At 52.7% G+C, this 17397-nt stretch carries 14 protein-coding genes; 8 read left to right on the plus strand and 6 right to left on the minus strand.

What is annotated here, in order from left to right:
• Positions 1 to 161 precede the first annotated feature (161 nt).
• Positions 162 to 2906, plus strand: a complete 2745-nt coding sequence (locus GOX21_RS19710; protein WP_170379536.1) for an AsmA family protein — start codon at positions 162 to 164, stop codon at positions 2904 to 2906.
• 11 nt (positions 2907 to 2917) lie between these two features.
• On the opposite strand, the gene GOX21_RS19715 is transcribed toward GOX21_RS19710, so the two are convergent.
• The 4 genes from GOX21_RS19715 to GOX21_RS19730 form a co-directional block, all read right to left on the minus strand.
• Complete coding sequence (locus tag GOX21_RS19715; RefSeq protein ID WP_170379538.1) at positions 2918 to 3418, minus strand: hypothetical protein; 501 nt, start codon at positions 3416 to 3418, stop codon at positions 2918 to 2920.
• Between the two features lie 134 nt (positions 3419 to 3552).
• On the minus strand, positions 3553 to 5166 hold the full coding sequence (locus tag GOX21_RS19720) for a mechanosensitive ion channel family protein (RefSeq protein ID WP_170379540.1): 1614 nt from the start codon (positions 5164 to 5166) through the stop codon (positions 3553 to 3555).
• Positions 5163 to 6485, minus strand: a complete 1323-nt coding sequence (locus GOX21_RS19725; protein ID WP_170379544.1) for a mechanosensitive ion channel family protein — start codon at positions 6483 to 6485, stop codon at positions 5163 to 5165. Before GOX21_RS19725 ends, GOX21_RS19720 begins: the two co-directional genes overlap by 4 nt.
• Before the next feature lie 248 nt (positions 6486 to 6733).
• Positions 6734 to 7246 carry a DUF6653 family protein gene (locus GOX21_RS19730; RefSeq protein WP_170379546.1) on the minus strand — a complete coding sequence of 171 codons (513 nt, stop codon included), beginning with the start codon at positions 7244 to 7246 and terminating at the stop codon, positions 6734 to 6736.
• A 301-nt stretch (positions 7247 to 7547) separates the two neighbouring features.
• On the opposite strand from GOX21_RS19730, the gene GOX21_RS19735 reads away from it, so the two are divergent.
• Complete coding sequence (locus GOX21_RS19735; protein WP_254428636.1) at positions 7548 to 8291, plus strand: methyltransferase domain-containing protein; 744 nt, start codon at positions 7548 to 7550, stop codon at positions 8289 to 8291.
• Here GOX21_RS19735 and GOX21_RS19740 read toward each other — a convergent pair.
• Positions 8240 to 8644, minus strand: a complete 405-nt coding sequence (locus tag GOX21_RS19740; protein WP_170352124.1) for a GFA family protein — start codon at positions 8642 to 8644, stop codon at positions 8240 to 8242. The two genes, GOX21_RS19735 and GOX21_RS19740, sit on opposite strands and share 52 nt — an antisense overlap.
• 243 nt (positions 8645 to 8887) lie before the next feature.
• On the opposite strand from GOX21_RS19740, the gene GOX21_RS19745 reads away from it, so the two are divergent.
• The 5 genes from GOX21_RS19745 to GOX21_RS19765 all read left to right on the plus strand — a co-directional run bounded on the left by GOX21_RS19745 (position 8888) and on the right by GOX21_RS19765 (position 14574).
• On the plus strand, positions 8888 to 9829 hold the full coding sequence (locus GOX21_RS19745) for a homocysteine S-methyltransferase family protein (RefSeq protein ID WP_170379548.1): 942 nt from the start codon (positions 8888 to 8890) through the stop codon (positions 9827 to 9829).
• Between the two features lie 229 nt (positions 9830 to 10058).
• Positions 10059 to 11204: a M24 family metallopeptidase gene (locus GOX21_RS19750; protein WP_170379550.1), complete on the plus strand. Its 1146-nt coding sequence runs from the start codon at positions 10059 to 10061 to the stop codon at positions 11202 to 11204.
• Between the two features lie 307 nt (positions 11205 to 11511).
• The gene (locus tag GOX21_RS19755) at positions 11512 to 11991 is read left to right on the plus strand and encodes a GFA family protein (protein ID WP_170379551.1); all 480 of its coding nucleotides are present in this window, start codon (positions 11512 to 11514) and stop codon (positions 11989 to 11991) included.
• Entirely contained in the window at positions 11988 to 13682 is a 1695-nt protein-coding gene (locus tag GOX21_RS19760) for an adenylate/guanylate cyclase domain-containing protein (protein ID WP_170379553.1), read from the plus strand. Before GOX21_RS19755 ends, GOX21_RS19760 begins: the two co-directional genes overlap by 4 nt.
• 58 nt (positions 13683 to 13740) lie before the next feature.
• Positions 13741 to 14574 (plus strand): alpha/beta hydrolase family esterase, encoded by an 834-nt coding sequence (locus GOX21_RS19765; RefSeq protein ID WP_170379555.1) that lies wholly within the window; start codon positions 13741 to 13743, stop codon positions 14572 to 14574.
• A gap of 89 nt (positions 14575 to 14663) precedes the next feature.
• Here the strand turns inward: GOX21_RS19765 and GOX21_RS19770 are convergent, their stop codons facing one another.
• On the minus strand, positions 14664 to 15521 hold the full coding sequence (locus tag GOX21_RS19770; protein WP_170361932.1) for a LysR substrate-binding domain-containing protein: 858 nt from the start codon (positions 15519 to 15521) through the stop codon (positions 14664 to 14666).
• Positions 15522 to 15606: 85 nt separating this feature from the next.
• On the opposite strand from GOX21_RS19770, the gene GOX21_RS19775 reads away from it, so the two are divergent.
• The gene (locus GOX21_RS19775; protein WP_170379557.1) at positions 15607 to 16629 is read left to right on the plus strand and encodes a permease; all 1023 of its coding nucleotides are present in this window, start codon (positions 15607 to 15609) and stop codon (positions 16627 to 16629) included.
• The last annotated feature ends 768 nt before the right edge of the window (positions 16630 to 17397 follow it).

The raw sequence follows: 17397 nt of genomic DNA on the forward strand, positions 1-17397 counted from the left end.
GGCAACCCGCTACGACAGGTGCCCGAAGGTCTTCCTGTCAGCAATCGCCCTCGCAGCACTCGTTATCTATTGGCTATGAGTCCTGACCCTAGTTGCCAGAAAGATTGGAGATTTCCGATTTGCGGTTAAACTGAATTATGAAAGCGACCACAGGGAAGCAAATGAAGACTTGGCTGTTTAAGATACTTGGGCTCGTTGCGCTACTCGCTTTTGCAGCAATCGCTTTTGTTTGGTTGCTACTTGCTGCGCCGTTGTTCTCAGATATGCGACGCAACCTTGTGGAAAAGGCTCTTTCGGAACAAATTGGGCAGCCGCTTCTGGTCAACGACGATGTGAGCGTCGCACTTGGTCGCATTACCCACATCTATGTCGGTGGCGTTGTAATCCCCAGCGAGACACTGCCAGATACATCTCTTGCAGAATTAAAGCTCCTTGAAATGGAACTGGACGTTGCCGCCTTGGCCAACGGACGTCTGCAATTTGACAATCTTTTGGTGGACGGACTCCAGGCAAACTTTCTTACAGCCTCTGATGGCACAACAAGCTGGCGAAAACGCCGACCAATGCCAACGCCTCAAACCAACGGGTCGTTGGCAGAGGACAATCAAGACGCTGAGGCTGAAATCGAGACGTCCGAAGATGGTGGCAATGAAAGCAGTGGGATTCTTACCTTTCTCAGCGACAAGAACGTCAGTTTCACATCCATCGGTTTGAACGTTGACGACCAGGTTTCAGGTTTTTCGTTTGTGTTTGATCTTCAGTCACTCGCCCTCGAACAAGCAGCTGATGAACAAAGGACAAAGGTCTCGGGGACAGGCTCCGTCAACGGTCAAGGTTTCGAAATCGAGGGCGACTATCCCCATGACGCGCCGTTTACGACGCGGGCGAACTTTGGAGAAATGACTGTCCGCTACGATGGCGAGCCATTCGCGGAAGACGAAGGTGGCGGTTACCGGGCTGTCCTGGAGATGGATACCGGTGAATTCGGCGACTTTCTCGATGTCATGGGGTTGGAACGAGTTCTGGAAGGTAATGGCCAGTTGCAAGCTGAACTTGTGTCTCAGGACGTCCTAACAATCGAAACATTTACAACAACCGTAAGCCTTGAAGATGGACAAAAACTCGAAGCTGAAGGTTCTGTTGATGATCTCTATACAGCTCAAGGTGTCGATCTGCTTTTCAATGCGCGACTTCACCCAGAGGGACAACCGCCCCAAGCGGCAGAGAGTATTCAAGATCTTAAGTTTACAGGCTTTGAAATGCATATGGTCGGATCCCTCGCCTCTTTCGAATTTGAGAAGCTACTGTTCGAAACCAACGCCTTTGACCAAGGGTTGGACGTGATCGGCCCAGCCTCTATCGAGAGCATTCGCCGCATGCCGGACGGCCGCCTCGCGATGTTGGGCATTACCTTGCAAGCTGGCCCAATCGAGGAGCCGGTTCTGAAAGCCGAAGGCGAAATACTCGACCTGCTTCAGCTTCAGGACGTAACTTTCGATGGTGTGCTCAACGGACGTGCTAAGTTGATTTTGCCGAACCTAGATGAGGGTTACGTTGATCAGTTCGGCGGCATCAAAGCCGATTTCAACATAACCAATGCGGGTGGGCCAGTTTCTCTCAACAGGTTTAACGCAACCACCTACGGCACCGATCTTTGGGCGCTGGATCTTGCACTATCTGTCAACGAGCTCAAAGGGCTAGCCGGTCTCGACTTCGACGTGGAACTGCATGTCGACAATGGCGCCCAGTTTTTGACTGCGCTCAACCTGCAACCTATCGAAATTGGCGAACTCGGCATTGATGCTGAAACCTCTAGGCAGGGCGAAGATTTTGATGCCGCAATCGAGTTCGAGGCCGGGTCTTCGCATCTTCTAGCCGCTTTGGATGCAAAGTTCCCCGAAGGTGCACCCATCCTCCGTGGCAACGTTACGAGCGAGAGACTCGATCTTAACGACCTGAAGAACCTGACTGCCGTACTGGACCAACTGAAAAGCCTGGTAGGCGAGGCCTCAAAAGAACCTGAAGCTGAAATTCAGCCTTTGGTTTTGCCGAAGGAGACAGATGTTCAGCCCTTGGTTTTACCTAAGGAGAATGGGAAACCTGCCGATCTTCTGGATGTGCAACGTGTACTGAAAGAGGCTGATGTCGAGGTGCAGATCGACTTCAATGAGATTGTAGGCCAGCAAGGCGTAACTTCTGTTTCAAGCCAATTGTCTGCAAAAGACGGAACCATAGATTTTGGTCCTCTTCAAATGGCCTATGGCGGCGGAAACTTCAGCCTGCGGGCGGGCATGGACCTGATTGATTCACCCGATTGGCTTTCCTTGTCGGGATCGACCTCAGGATGGGAATTCGGTGAAATCCTTGATGAATTGGGAATTGGCATTGATGCCTATGGACGTTTGAGCGGTGAGTTCAACGTTTCTGGCAGTACCACCTCGGGCAAGGCCTTCGTCAACTCCATGCGCGGCAATGCGTCTTTGTCGATGTCCCAGGGCTACATCAGCACCAGCTTATTGGAGTTGGCGGGGCTGGGAATCTTCCCGTGGCTGTTTTCAGAAGAGTTCAGACAAGGTTACACCGATATCACTTGCGTGGTAGCTCCGGTTGAAATTCAGGCCGGGCGGGTCAGTTCAAACTCCACCGTCATTGAAACAGGGTCGGTTCAGTTGGTGGCCAGGGGACAAGTGGACTGGCTGAACGATAGCATTGCGATCAGGGCGGAGCCGCGGCGCGTTGGCAAACCCCTATCCCGAAGCGCTTGGCCTTTTGATGTGTCGGGCCAGCTTTCGTCGCCAAAGTTCAAGTTGGATGTGGGCGGATCCAGAAACAAGGCTCCAGAGGGCGCCGATGCTATGCCTGTCGACAGGCAACCCTGTGTGCCTGATATCAATCAATTGCAGTGATCTGACGCGACCTAGTTCTTCAGTGGTTCCGGCTGCTCCGCCTGACACGCCAGAACGGCCTCAATGGCTTTTGCGGATCCGCTTAAGTCGAGTTCGACTTCGGCTCCGCTTTCGCCAATGATTGTAACGCTTTGGCGTTTTCCAAACTCGGTTACAAATGCCGGATTGTCAAAAAATGCGTAGCCACCGGGCACGCCATTCTTGTAGACACCTACAGCCTCACCTTCGAACTGCGCATCACCAAAATCAAATCTTACTATGCCTGTCGCACCGTCCTCGACTTGAACCCAGGCCGGATTGTAGGCGGCAAAAAAGCCGCCAGCCTGGTTTGGTGCAGCGCCAATTTCTACTGTCATATCGTCTTCAAAGGCTCTCCACGCGAGACAACCGTTGCCTTTTTCTGGATCGACGAGAATTGCCCAGTCGCCGGACTCACCCCACTGTTCCATCCCGGCTGCGTGGACAAACCCAGGCAGAAGCACTGCAGTTGCGGAAAGTACCCACTTGATCATCCGGAGCCTCGCTGAGTTCTGAAGATTTCTTGTTTGATTCTAATCATTGCTCAATGTCAATCAATCCAAGCCAATCCAATCCGACGACGGCGGTATTGCGTTTTTGAAGTTTCACAGATGCCCCTGACGAGTTGTTAGTCAGATATGTGAGCAAGCTCACCATCCCAATCAGCTGAAGGTATTTTGGGTTCCGGCGGATCAGCGATGTAAGACGGAGTCATTATTTGAGTTTCGTTTTCATTAAAAACATCGACAATGTTCTCGCGAAGATCCGACAAGATTTTTGGCAAACTCGATCCACGAGAAGTGTACGCGTTGATTTCATAGTTGATCGCGTAATCTGCCAACTGGGTCCAAAGCACAAATGGCTCCGGGCTCTTTCTCAGCCCTTGCGTTCGGTGTGCCGCCTCAATCAGCATCGCTTTGATTTTCTTGGGAGGCTCCTCGTAGCCAATCCCCACCGTCGTGTGCACCAATAGCCCCCGACCATCCACTTTGCGAGAGTAGTTCACAACTTCGGAATTGAGCAGCTGGGCATTTGGAATGCTGATCATCTCGTTTTTGATCGATTTGATGAGTGTTTCCATCAGTTTGATCTCTGTTACGTCGCCTATCTTGTCACCGACCTGAATTCGATCACCCACATTAGTGCTGCGTCTGTAGATGACAAACAGACCGGCCATCATATTTGAAACAACTGTGTTGGATCCCAGCGAAACCATGATGCCGGCAAGAATAGTCAAACCTTGGAAGGCGCGAGAGTCGGAACCAGGAATGTAAGGGTATGCAAACACCAACGCGATAACGATGAACAAAGCCCTGCACAGCATTTTTGTTGGTGCAATCCAATGATCCTCGAAGTCCTTTAGCTCAAAGGCTCCGCTCTCAATGTTTTCGAAGAAAAGATCGAGGCCTCGAATTCCCAGCCGAGTCACAGCGGCTATAATCGCAAGCATGATCAGATTGGGAATGTACCCGACAATGGCCAAAACAACAGTGACCAGCGGTTCACTGACATATTTCAACAGGATTTGGGCTATGCCCTGTGTTTCCGCGAAAGAAAGCAGAACTAAGGAAAGGTAGTAATAGAAGAAAAAGAGGAAGAAGACCCACATCAAAACGTGGAATGCGTAAACGATGATGGAGGCAATAGCCTTGCTTCTTAGAATCGATTTTGTGGCTTCCTCAAAACCTTCTGCTCTCTTTTCCAAGTTGCTTCTGATGTAGTCCAACAGCTTTCGTCGTTTGGCGAAGAACGCATATGAAACCAGAGCAAAAATGACTGTCCATGCAACGGCAGCAATTGCACTGTCGACAAGGCCCTCGTTGGATCGCGCTTCACGATATTGCAGGATCGCGGTTTCAATTGCCGCGGCTTGTAGTGCGGCCAAACTCTCGACGTCCATCTGTTCATATTCGGCATCCGCTTGGGTCGTCGTTGTAATCATCTGGCCATCGGCTCTAATGAGTTTCCCGAACTCAGAGTCCATGATTTCAACATTTATGCTCGAACTCTGAGAAGCGTCGCCAACCTCAGAAAGGCGCTCAGCAACCTTGTCGGCCCGCTCAGTTGCAGGAAGGGCACTCGAACCACGAACGACGAACAGTTCCTCCCCATCTACAATCACTGGAGCAACAAATTCAGAATCTTCTCTTTCTTCAGTCGGAACAAGCGGTTCTTCTGACTGGGCGAACGCGACACTGCTGGCAAACAAAACAGTCGTGAACCAAACTACAAAAGCTCTCATGACTTTGCTCCCTCTACGGGTATCAGGTGAACATCGCGCTGTGGGAAAGGTATCGAAATCCCCTCTATGTCAAACCGCTCCTTTGCTTGCCCTGTCAGGTCCCAATAGACGGTCCAGTAATCGTCAGATTTGGACCACGGGCGACAGAAGATATTGACAGAGTTGTCTCCCAGCTCGCCGACGAAAACCTCGGGCTCGGGTGTCTTCAAACAGAGCTCGTGTTTTGAAACCAGTTCTTTGAGAACATCGATTGCTTGCGCCGCGTTGTCTGTATAAGCGATGCCAAAAACCAGATCGACCCGGCGTTCTTCCGAGGCGCTGACGTTGGTAATCACGTCTCCCCAGATCTTACTGTTCGGGACGATAATGATTTGGTTGTCGAACGTACGAATTTTGGTTGAAACCACAGACATCTCATCCACAAAGCCGGATGATCCTCCGACTTGAATGTAGTCACCGGTATCAAATGGCTTCAAAACCATGATCATCAGACCACTCGCAAGATTGCCTAGGGTTTCCTGAAGCGCGAAGCCCAGGATGAAAGACAAGCCACCAAGAACGGCAAAAAGCGGAGTGACGTTCACTCCAAATAAGGCCAAGACGACGAGTATCCCAAGTACGAACACAGCCCAGAATACTGCTGTGGCGATGAATCTCTTCAGCATCCTCGAAATAGTCGGAATTTTTTCTAAACCGCGTTCGGTGACGCGGCGCACCATTCGGGCGACAAACATCATGGCCCACACGGCTAGCAAAACACCCAAAATAGCCATCAAAAGGCCCACGCCCCCTTCCCAGGAGAACAACCAGGCCCAAGCATTTTGAATTAGTGTCTGAAAGTCAGTTGTTTTGAGCGCCCCTGCCTTTAATGCAAGGATGTAGTCGGAATGGGGTTGCAGGTCTTCTGCCTTGGCCCCTTTCAGTGTCCACGCCTCAAGCACCAACCGATAGTTGTTCAAAAGCGCCGATCCTGAGTCACTTAGGGACGCCAATTGTGACCGGAGGTCGTTTTCTTGCTCCCCACTTGCTGTCCGAAGACCGAGATTAATCTGGGCGACCTCTTCGAGTTGCGAGCGCACAATACCTTGCCAAGTGCCTGCGACCTCGGAAAGCTCATCTGCTGTCAACGGAACAAGCAGGATCTCCAAATCTTCGCCCGAAATGGATGTATCAACAACCTCATCAAGAAGTTCGTCTTGCTCTACTTCGACAGCTTCCTGCGTATCCGTCGTTTCTTGGGCGTTGGCAGAAAAAGCGCCTGTGAGGGTCACCATGCAAAGAATTAGCCAAATTGGCCCGATATTGAATAGTCGTCTCATTTATCCGTCCCCCTCTTTAATCGCTAAGGAGAACATACAGGGGTGCCATGAATCCACTTTTATATTCAAAATCGAATATTCTGTTGTGACAAATACCGTCTGAAAAAACAGCTTCACATCCACTTGGTTCGGAAGGATGGTTGTTCAAAAAAGCGGACTACCAATTCATTGCAAATCGTTGATTGTCTTTGCCCCCTAAAATTGGGCCACTACTTTGGCGGCTGCCGTAGAAAGATAAGTGACTGGGCCTACGTCCCAGCCGCCAGGTCTTCCAACGACCCACCATCACGCAGAAAGTCGCTCCAGATCCACGCCATGCGATCCACAAACCACATCTTGCCGCCCGAGATCACAACAATGCCAAGGAATGTGGCTCCTAAGTCGTACGCCCAAAGACCGTATGCAAACGGCAGCAAACCCAATCCGCTGACATAGGCAAGTGCTTTGGCCATTCTAATATGATGAGCTGCAATCTTGTCTTGGTATCGCAGCCAGACACGCTCGCCCAATACACCTTGGGCTGACCAGCTTTCGAAGGTCTTGGGTCGGGAGAACGCACGCGGATTGATCCAGACCCAGACCAAAACCACGCCGACGGCAACCCATGCCCAACCACCAATCCACGCCCGACTCCAGATCGCCAGCGCCAAAAGGGGCAGCGGTGTCAGCACGCGGGTCCAGACCGACCAAGGGTTTGTATGCCGCAACCAAACTTCGTCTTTCATGCCCATGAGGCGTTCGGAAAGTCGAACTATGTCCATCGGGTCACTCCAGAAACTGCAAACCCATTATTGAGATTGAATACATCCACTACGGATCACAACCGCTTTCAAGTCTCGTGCTTTAATAAAGATCAGGCACTCGCGATTACATGGCGAGTATCCGGATCGATCCTGACAAGGCTTGAAAAACATATCTGGCCCGAACCTTGCTTGAGTGTATCCTTGCCACATTTTGGAGCTTTGGGGGGCTGAAGTGACTGATACAGCGGACTTTGAGAAAATGGAACGCCGAGGGTGGGCGGATCCGTCTATTGCTAAAGGGTATGCCGACGGCTTTGAAATGGCGACGCGCCTGGTTGCCAGAAAGCTTGCAGACGAAGTCGCTGCCGGGCCGAATTGCAAAGCGCTTGATCTGTGCACCGGACACGGTGTCGTGGCAGCAGAACTCGTGGCCCGCGGCTCGGATGTAACGGGCTTGGATTTCTCTGAACCGATGATTGAGCTTGCCCAATCAGCTGTTCCAACGGCGCGGTTCGTTCAGGGTGATGCAATGGCAATGGAGTTTCCAGATCACAGCTTTAATGCGGTCACAATCGGGTTCGGCGTCCCACATTTTCCAGACCCCGAACGCGGTCTGAGAGAAGTAAACAGAGTGCTGAAACCGGGCGGTAGAGTTGCCTTCTCGATTTGGCGTGGCAAAGGATCAGATGGCGCGTTTGGCTGGCTGTTCGATGCTGTTGAACGCCTGGCCGACCCATCCATCTCTCTGCCTGCGGGCCCGGATGCGCACATGCTCGTAGACAGTGGAATTGCCAAACCAATGGTCGAAAATGCAGGTTTCCGCAATGTGCGGCTTATCGATGTTGCAAGCGAATTGTGCGTTTCAGATCCTAAGATGCTTTTTGATGTTTTTGATGGTGGTGCAGTGCGTGCGGCATCGCTCCTCAAGCGTCAGCCGAAAGAACGGCGTGATGCAATTCGTGCGGATTTGGCAACGCGCGTTCAGGCGGAAGTAAACAAAGACATTCGAGGTTACTTTGTGCCTGCCCCTTCAGTTGTTATCACTGCTTCGTCCCAAGCCTGAGCTGCTTCGCTGTAGATCGATTTCGCCGGATGATACTTGGAGGGATCGTCCATTGATGCCGCATGGACGTAGATGCAGTCACTCATCCGTTCACTTCTACGGATCAGCGGTGAGCCGCAGTTCGGGCAAAACCCGCTAAAGGTCGACAACCCTGATCCTCCTGCCATTTCAAATGTTTTGAGCGCATCACCAATCGAAACAGATTTGGCCACAAGTGGCACCATCTCTGAATGTCCCGAGCCGGTGAGCTGCTGGCAATCTCGGCAGTGACATCGAAACATCGGAAGGTCAGAGCGAATTCCAGAATATCGCACCAGCCCACATTTGCAGCCGCCTTCGATCTTATCACTCATGTCTTCTCCTCCACCTAGAAAGGATAGAACGGCCAGTCCTTTGTGTCAGCTTGAACCTGTCGCTCCGAGGTAACGAGGACCGGCTATAGGTTAGAACGGTACAGCCACGCTTGTTCAGAATCTCCGGCGGTTCGCGCCTAAATATGCCTAGCCGATACCGCAAATTCAGAAAGCGTCCGAACGGACAAGTAAACGCCTCGGTTTTGCAGAAGATCTGATCATTGTTATTGTGGCTGCGGAGTAATGCCGGTGTTCGAGGGGTGCAAAATGGCGCGGAGACTTCCAGGCGAGGGTGACAAGAAATTTTTGGTTTATGCAGGTACAGGTACGGACCTGATTTTTAATCACGGTATCGAGCTTCCGGGTTTTGCGTCGTTTCCCTTGCTGGAGAAGCCTGACACCCGGGCTGTTCTGGCCGGACAAATGCAAACGCTCGTGCAATTGGCCGGTGATATGGGTGTTGGGTGCATTCTCGACGCACCGACATGGATGGCCAATGCCGACCGTGCTGCACCTTTGGGCTACGATGCTGAACGTCTTCGTGAGGTAAACAAGGATGGTGTCGCACTGATGGAGGAGGTGCGCAAGGCTTCTGGTCGGGATGACGTTTTGGTTTCCGCCTGCGTTGGTCCAAGATACGATCCTTACGCTGATGTCCCGCCCATGACAGTTGAACAGGCGCGTAGTTACCACGGTGCGCAACTTGCTGTTCTGAAAGAAACCAGTGTTGATCTGGTGACCGCGTACACGTTCAACCGCCCAAGCGAGGCTGCTGGCTGTGTTCTGGCTGCAAGAGATATTGATTTACCGATCATTTTGTCATTGGTCGTCGAAACCGATGGCTGTTTGGCTGACGGCACCAAGCTTGTTGATGCCATAGACCAGATCGAAGCAGAAACAGACGGCGCGGCTCTGTTCTACATGGTCAACTGCGCACACCCGACGCACTTTGCCGACGCGCTCAACGCGCATCCAAGGCTCAAAGGTGTTGTTGCCAATGCATCAAGTTGTTCGCACGCAGAACTGGATGAGGCCGATACCTTGGATGAAGGAGATCCCGTGCAGCTCGGCCAAGAAATTGCGGATGTCCTGCGGAAGAACCCGTCTATCAGGGTGTTTGGCGGTTGCTGCGGTACGGATATGCGACACCTAAGGGAAATGGCTTTGGAGGTAGATCGCGGATAGCGCTGCTGTTTTATTTACGGCGGCGTATCACCGTATGGTTGAAGCTTGATGATAGGCTTTAACGGGAAAAACAGTGATCCGAGAAGTAATTCCGATGAAATGCTGGCGAAGCGTCATGACAGGTGCTTGACTTTGCTATTATAGACCGTGGACCAAACGTGTTCTACCGTCTCGATCACGCAACTCAATTTGAGAAGCTCAACTGACACCTTCAGGATGGAGACTGACGATGTTTGCTGCGAGGATGACAAGCTTTCGCACTCATATGCAAGAAGCCGGAATCGACGTAGCTCTCATCACCGATGACGACAACGTTTATTATCTGACGGGCTATTTTGACTACCTGCATATGGAGTTCGGGCGTCCAACCATCCTGGTTGTGCACAAGTCAGGTGAAAGCCTGCTGATCACGCCGACAATAGACCTGAACGCGGCACGTTCGGCGGCTCATGTTGATCGTATCGCGGCCTGGAATGACGGTATGGGCGAAGAGTGGAGATCGGAACTGCCTAAAGCGGTCAAAATGGCAAAGCGCGTCGGGATCGAGCCTGATCACATGCCGCCTGTTGTGCGGACATATCTGGAAACGTTGGTCCCGGTGGAAAACCTGGTCAGCGCCACACCGATATTGGCTGAAATGCGAATGATAAAATCCGCCCAGGAACTTCAATTGGCCCGGCATGCCGGGCAAGTTGCAAGCGCTATGATGGACGCCGGACGCGACGCCATTGCAGACGGAGTGCCGGAGTTCGAAGTTGCGATTGCCACGTCCCAGGCTGGAACACGAAAGGCCGCCGAGCTTTTAGTGGCACATTACGATGACGCGGACATGTCGCCCAACACTCATTTTCTGCAAATAATGGCGTCGGGCGACACCATCACCAAAACCCATCATCGCGCCTCAACCCGGATCATGAAACGAGGCGAGCCGGTGTTTTTGTGCTTTTGCGGCATGACCAATTTTCACCGTTTCAAACTGGGTTTTGACCGCACCTTTTGGATTGGTGAGGTGGCGGACAAACAACAAGAGAATATCTATGAGGTTGCCGTGGCAAGTCAGGCCGCCGCACTGGCAGAGCTGCGCCCAGGTGTGACCGCCGAAAGTGTGCATACCGCCTATGCCGAGGTTATCCAGGGGGCGGGTTTTGAATACCCGTTCCGGTGTGGTCGCGCGACCGGCTATAGCTTTTTGGAGAAACCACAGCTCGTCACCGGCGACACGACAGTGTTGCAGCCAGGGATGGTTTTCGCTGTTGATGGTTCAGTGTCAGTCGATACGTTTCGTGCGCAGGTTGGCGACAGTTTCATAATCACCGAAGATGGTTGGGAGGCAATAACGGAACATCCAAAGTCCTTGGATGCCGTTATCCTTTGACCTTCTGACCAACGCAGTCTTTTGAATGCATTGGCGTGGCGAGCGCCTGAAATGGCGAGCCGGGTCTTAGGATTTTGTAAGTTTTGCTCCACGATCTCGCGATTGCGTTGCATCTTTAGGCATCCGCAACGCGATAAGGTGCGCGAAGTTGGAAGCACCTCCGGCACCTTCGATAGCGCAGTTTCAGAGGTAAATAAGCCACTTTGGGACCCGGCAATTGGAATGTATAACTGGCAGTGCATTGGAGAAGAAGGCGTGGCGGAAAACTTGCGTTAACAGCCATTGTTCGATTGGGGGTAGATGGAAAATGAGTGATGATTCTGAAACCTACCGAGGAATCTGTTATTGCGGCGCATGTAGTGTTTCTACTGCCGGTGAGCCGATGGTCATGGCTTATTGTCATTGCCACTCTTGCAGAAAATGGCATTCGGCGCCGGTCAATGCCTGGTGCCTCTGGTCGGTAGACAATGTCTCGTTGTCAGGACCGACGGTTCACTCGGACAAGAATGATGAAAGCCATCGTGTTTCCTGCGGCAAATGCGGAGGTGCATTGGTGAATATCAAACCCGGAAAGGACATTGTAGCGGTCTACGCAATGTCGCTGGCCGAATCCGGATTGAGCTTCGAGCCGGCCTTTCACATCTTCTACGGCGAGCGTGTTTTCGACATGGCTGATGGCCTGCCGAAGTGGAAGACGGTTCCGACATCGTTTGGAGGGGATGGTGCCGCTGTGACCGAACCGGACAAAACCGGTTGGATTTCCTTGAACACGCGAGCCGAAGGTTGAAACGCAAACTCACTTCGATCTTGGCGGCTGACATTGTCGGCTTCTCGCGGCTTGTGGAAGCCGCCGAGGAAGCCACGCTGGCCCGTCAGAAAGAACTGCGCGTGTCCGTGCTTGATCCCGGTGTTGCGCAGGCAGGTGGTAAGATCATCAAGTCAACGGGCGACGGATTTCTGGCCGAGTTTTCTAGTGTAGTGGAAGCGGTTCGCTTCGCGATATCTGCACAAGAAGCCGTTCGCGCAGAGGAAGAATCCACGCCTCAGGATCGGCAGATCAGTTACCGCATGGGCCTTCACATAGGCGATGTGGTTGTTGATGACGGCGATATCTACGGTGACGGTGTGAATCTCGCAGCTCGCTTGGAGGGCGCAGCCCCGACGGGCGGGATTTGCATCTCCGCTGCCGTTCGTGACCAGATCGTTGGCGTAATGGACGTGCTATTTGCGGATGTCGGTGAATTGACATTAAAAAACATCTCGCGCCCGATCCGCGCCTTTGTTTGGCCCCCCGACCAAGATGGTGGGCAGAACAGTGTCAGCACACCACCCATCGGTGGTACATCCAGGAAACCGACCATAGCCCTCGCGGCATTCGAAGCCCTTGGCAGCAATGATGATGCCAAGATGCTGGCAGAGGCCTGCAATCACACGGTAGAGGCGGCGCTTGCCAATCTGACCGGATTGGATCTGATCGCTCTCGATGCGGACCCGGATCATATCGCAACCGCAGTGTTTCAGGCGTCCGGCAACCAGGTCCGTACCACCCTAAAGCTACGCGAGACGAGCACGTCAGCAACCTATCTGACCCAGCGGATGAACGGTGATCTTTCCGACCCCTTCTTGGCGGAAGATCTGTTGTCAGGTGAAATCGCAACAACGATCCGATACGGAATTCTGCAACGAATTGCTGAGCACGCGGCTGAGACAGAGACAAACGATCCCGAGGCAATGCTGAACCTCGCAGGGCATTACATGATGGGATCGCAGCCCGAAGAATGGGACGCGGCGGGCCGTCTGCTGGACAGGATCCTGACGGTCCAGCCACGCAATTTTATGGCCGTTGGGATGAAGGCGAACACGTTGATCGGAGAATTGGTATGGGGTTACCGTCCGATAAACACGGAGGATATTGAAGCGGCCGACGCCGGCTTGAGCAAGGCGGTATCGTTGAATGACCAAAGCGACTACTTGCACCTGATCCGGGGGATTTTTCACTACGGTATTACCGGCGATTTGGAAGCAGCGGTGCGGTGTGTTGAACGCGGGTTCGAAATCAGTCCGCAGTTCGCCCAGGGGCATATGGTACTGGGCTGGATTCAGAACCTGATGGGCCAACCAGAGTTAGCGCTGAAGTCCATCAAAAAGGGCTCGTTTTCTCTTGCCAAGAACCGGATATATCACCGTGTCCCACAAGCGTTGGCCCAGACTTATCTAGTTATGGGCGACTTCGAGAATGCCATCGCCAACGCCAACCGAGCGCTACAAAATTCGCCGGGGCTGCCGGTCGCACAAATGTACCTTGCCAGCGCAGCCGGTCAGGCTGGTCTACCTGATGAAGGCGAAAGGGCGCGGGATGCCCTAATTGCGTCAGATCCGGACTTCCGAGTTAGCGGCGTGCGCAGGTTCCATTTTCAGGACCCAACACGTTGGGACGCAATCCTGGATGGACTTCGTTTGGTGGGGCTGCCCGAGTAAGCTCTCTCGGGAAATTCTGTGTTGTAGTGTGCTAACATCAATCCCCGAGGGGGACATTATGCACAACAAAGTATTGGCCGTTTTAGTTTTACTCGTGAGTTCAGGGCAGGCAATCGCCCTCGATTGTGGTGACAAAACAAACTCGTGCAAGATTGAAACCGGAGAATATCATATCGTTCTTCCGAACGATTGGCAGGGTGGACCTGCTGTGATGCACCTGCACGGTTATGGCGGTACAGGTGAGAAGATTGTAGGGAACTCGGCGTTCGTTGAAGAATTCACCAAGCGGGGATACGCATTTATCGCGCCAACCGCGCTCCCATGGTTGGAGGGTAAACCCACCGACTGGTCTGTTCGAGACGGTTGGAACACCTACCCTCGCTCAGACGTAAGATTTCTCCGTGAGGTTTTGGCTGACGCTGCCCTTCGTGCAAACGTGAATGTGGGCCGGGTGTTGCTGACAGGATTTTCCAGAGGTGGATCAATGGTCTGGGAAGTTGCTTGTCTTGCACCGGAAATAGCGCTTGGTTACGCGCCGGCTTCCGGTGGTTTCTGGCTCCCGGCAACCGAAGATTGTCTAAAGCCGGTACACTTGCTCCATACCCACGGGTTTGCCGACAAAGTTGTTCCGCTTGAAGGTCGCGCAATACACAGCGAGGAGTTTGACGTTACCATCACGCAGGCAGATATCTGGCAAGGCCTGTCGGTGTGGCGGCAAGAAAACAAATGCCCACCCAATGCTGCACATCACGAAATGACCGAGGGTCTGTGGCGCAAACGCTGGAACTGCGAATACGGTAGTCTCGAAATCATTCTGCATGACGGAGGGCACGGTTACCCGACAGGATGGAGCTCCACAGCGCTTGACTGGTTTGAAAGTCTGGGAAACTGACGCATCATCAATTTCAAAAAAATTTGGTTTTGCTACGGTGAGACTTAGAAGAGCTTGTGGATCGGTCGGCTGGCCAAAAGGCACGTCTTCTATATTTTAGTTAGAAACGCAGAGCGGATAGCCGTTTTCATGGCATCCAATGGCCCGGTTTCCTGTGAACCGGCTGCCGCCATCACCAACTTCGAGGTGGACGTTCTGCTGAAACCAAGGGTCTCGCCCACAATCGATAGACCGGCATGAAGTGAGGAACGCCCCAGTAGGCCGACCGCTATCCCTGCTTCGACCGCCGCGATTACACCAGCGACACTCTGGCTGGAATAGACAATGCGGTATGGTTTTGCGCGGTGCTCTAGCGAAGCGATTGCCGCGTCGCGCCACCAACAGGCGTGATCGAATACAGCCACCGGCAAAGTTTCATCGACTGAAAACTCCCGATGTGCGGATGAGACCCAACATGTTGGATCCTCAAACAACAGCTCTTCATGAGGCTCTGGGCTTTCAACTTCATAAACTGCAAGGTCCAACGACCCCTTGTCGATGGCGTCAGGGAAACCGGTGCTCAAAGCGCAGGTCACCTCCAACTCGACCTGTGGGTGGTGGCGGGTGAATGCTGCGATAATCTGAGCCAGTTTGGCTCGACCGTGATCATCTGGAACGCCAATGCGCAGTTTGCCCGTCACGGCCGTTTGGGAAATGTCCTGCAATGCCACGTCCAGACGTGTTGTCACTTCATGTGCAACGGGCAACAGCAGACGACCTGCATCGCTTAGGACGACCCCGCGCCCGTGCCGCTTAAATACGGGTTGGCCGAGGATGGATTCGAGGCGTTTGATTTGAAGGCTTGTGGCGGATTGGGACCTATGGATACGTGCGGCGCCATCCGTGACGCTGCCTGCTTCGGCGACGGCAACAAAGGTGCGCAACAAATCGCTATCCAGATTTACCATTTGAATTACCAATATCAGTGATTGAAACTATTCGTTTCACACATGTTTGTTCAACTCCTATTTTTCAAGATCAAAGGAGTATCCTATGACCGATCAGACAATTGTCCGCCGGCAATCAGGTAAGACTTATGTGGTCTGGGGCGCGTGCCTATTGCTGTTGGTCAGCATCGGTTTCGCCTGGCCGGAACACATTGCGGATGCCACTAGGTTTGTCCTCTGGGGCCTCGTTGTCGTTGCCCCGATAGTTATTCCGGGCATCCTTCTGGCGGCCTGGATCATCGCCAGCGGAGCAGACACCCACATTGCTGGCGTGTTCGAAGGCAGGACACTCCGAACAGTGGTGGCCGCATCATTGATCGGGGCCATCACGCCAATTTGTGGTGTCACCGTACTGCCATTGATGGCAGGGTTGTTGGCTGCTGGCGTGCCGCTTGCCCCGATCATGGCGTTTTGGTTGTCATCCCCGATCACAGACCCTGCGATGCTCGCAACGACCGCTGCCACTCTGGGATTGAGCTTTGCAATTGGCAAAACGCTCGCAGCGTTCGGATTGGGTGTGTTCGGAGGGGCAGTTGCCAGCTTATTTGCCAAAGCACCTTGGTCATTGTACGCGCTTCGCAACAATGGTCTGGCACGCCAACTCAGCACAGCGCGACGTTGCAATGACCAAACCTTCGACCCATGGGTTTGGAGAACTCAAGCACGTCGGCATTCATTCAGAAAACAATTCTGGGCAACGGCACGGCTTATCTTAATCTGCCTGATTCCTGCCTTTGCGGCCGAATACGCGTTGAATGCTGCACTGACCCCAGGGGTGCTTGCGGCTTATGTTGGCGAGGATCAATGGTGGGCTATACCCGCAGCGGTTTTTTTGGGTGCACCAGCCTATATCGATGGTTACGCCGCGCTCCCACTTACGCGTGGGCTAATTGACAACGGCATGTCTAAAGGTGCCGCCATGGCCTTTTTGGTTTCAGGTGGTGTGGTCAGTATCTGGGGTGCAATGGCCATCGCCCCGGTTCTCAAACTGAAGCCATTCTTGCTCTATCTTTTGCTTGCCATTTTGGGATCTCTCGCCGCGGGATACGCTTTTGGGTGGATCGCCTGACCGCGCACGAGAACTTGAGCAGGCATCGGCAAAGCACTATTCAAATCCGTAACTCGGCCATAGAACCGCTGCCGAGGAAAACGAAGGCTTTTGGCTCGTTCGGCTAAATCGAATAGAATGCACGTCACGGCCTTCCGCAGAATTTGGGCTTCAGAAACTGGATCCAGTTCCGCAATTTACCACAAGCGCTGACGAGCATCGTCCTTCAGATAAGGGTTGAATTTTGCCGCCCAGAATGCACCTATGATAGAGAGATAGCCCTTTAAAGCTGAAGAAGGAGCGCGACAGCTGCCATCAATTGAGAGCGTTTTTCGAACCGCGCAAATTTATGGGCAAATCGTGCAAGCTTGTGCGCAAATACCGCGCAGAATTATGGGCGAACACAGCCGAATTTCCTGAATGTCTTCAATGAAGACAATGCAGCGTTATGAGAACACCTACAGTCTCTGTAGCGATTCAATAAAGGTTTCTTGTCGTTGCGAACTTGCCTGCTGGTTGGGACGCTACAGAAACACCTTACTGCATGGACATCGCAATCCGAGTCGTAACTAAACGTGAGCAGTGTTGCTGGGGTTCATGCTCAATGTGACTTCTGGAATCCCAGTTTTGGGTTCTCAGGCAGTTTGAACATTCTGCGCAGAAAGCAGACTCTGCAAAGTTCAACCAAAGACGTATTTTCGGTAATGATCAAGCAATCAATATGCGGCGCTAAAACCCGCATTTTTGATAGATTTCTGTTTCGGCTGCCATCATATTTGTGACCCCGGT

The organism is Ruegeria atlantica (assembly GCF_013032005.1).
Lineage (GTDB): Bacteria > Pseudomonadota > Alphaproteobacteria > Rhodobacterales > Rhodobacteraceae > Ruegeria > Ruegeria atlantica_A.

Coding starts and splice junctions, on each gene's coding strand:
- GOX21_RS19710 (WP_170379536.1), top strand. CDS start 162: ATGAAGACTTGGCTGTTTAAGATACTTGGGCTCGTTGCGCTACTCGCT.
- GOX21_RS19715 (WP_170379538.1), bottom strand. CDS start 3,418: ATGATCAAGTGGGTACTTTCCGCAACTGCAGTGCTTCTGCCTGGGTTT.
- GOX21_RS19720 (WP_170379540.1), bottom strand. CDS start 5,166: ATGAGAGCTTTTGTAGTTTGGTTCACGACTGTTTTGTTTGCCAGCAGT.
- GOX21_RS19725 (WP_170379544.1), bottom strand. CDS start 6,485: ATGAGACGACTATTCAATATCGGGCCAATTTGGCTAATTCTTTGCATG.
- GOX21_RS19730 (WP_170379546.1), bottom strand. CDS start 7,246: ATGGACATAGTTCGACTTTCCGAACGCCTCATGGGCATGAAAGACGAA.
- GOX21_RS19735 (WP_254428636.1), top strand. CDS start 7,548: ATGGCGACGCGCCTGGTTGCCAGAAAGCTTGCAGACGAAGTCGCTGCC.
- GOX21_RS19740 (WP_170352124.1), bottom strand. CDS start 8,644: ATGAGTGATAAGATCGAAGGCGGCTGCAAATGTGGGCTGGTGCGATAT.
- GOX21_RS19745 (WP_170379548.1), top strand. CDS start 8,888: ATGCCGGTGTTCGAGGGGTGCAAAATGGCGCGGAGACTTCCAGGCGAG.
- GOX21_RS19750 (WP_170379550.1), top strand. CDS start 10,059: ATGTTTGCTGCGAGGATGACAAGCTTTCGCACTCATATGCAAGAAGCC.
- GOX21_RS19755 (WP_170379551.1), top strand. CDS start 11,512: ATGAGTGATGATTCTGAAACCTACCGAGGAATCTGTTATTGCGGCGCA.
- GOX21_RS19765 (WP_170379555.1), top strand. CDS start 13,741: ATGCACAACAAAGTATTGGCCGTTTTAGTTTTACTCGTGAGTTCAGGG.
- GOX21_RS19770 (WP_170361932.1), bottom strand. CDS start 15,521: ATGGTAAATCTGGATAGCGATTTGTTGCGCACCTTTGTTGCCGTCGCC.
- GOX21_RS19775 (WP_170379557.1), top strand. CDS start 15,607: ATGACCGATCAGACAATTGTCCGCCGGCAATCAGGTAAGACTTATGTG.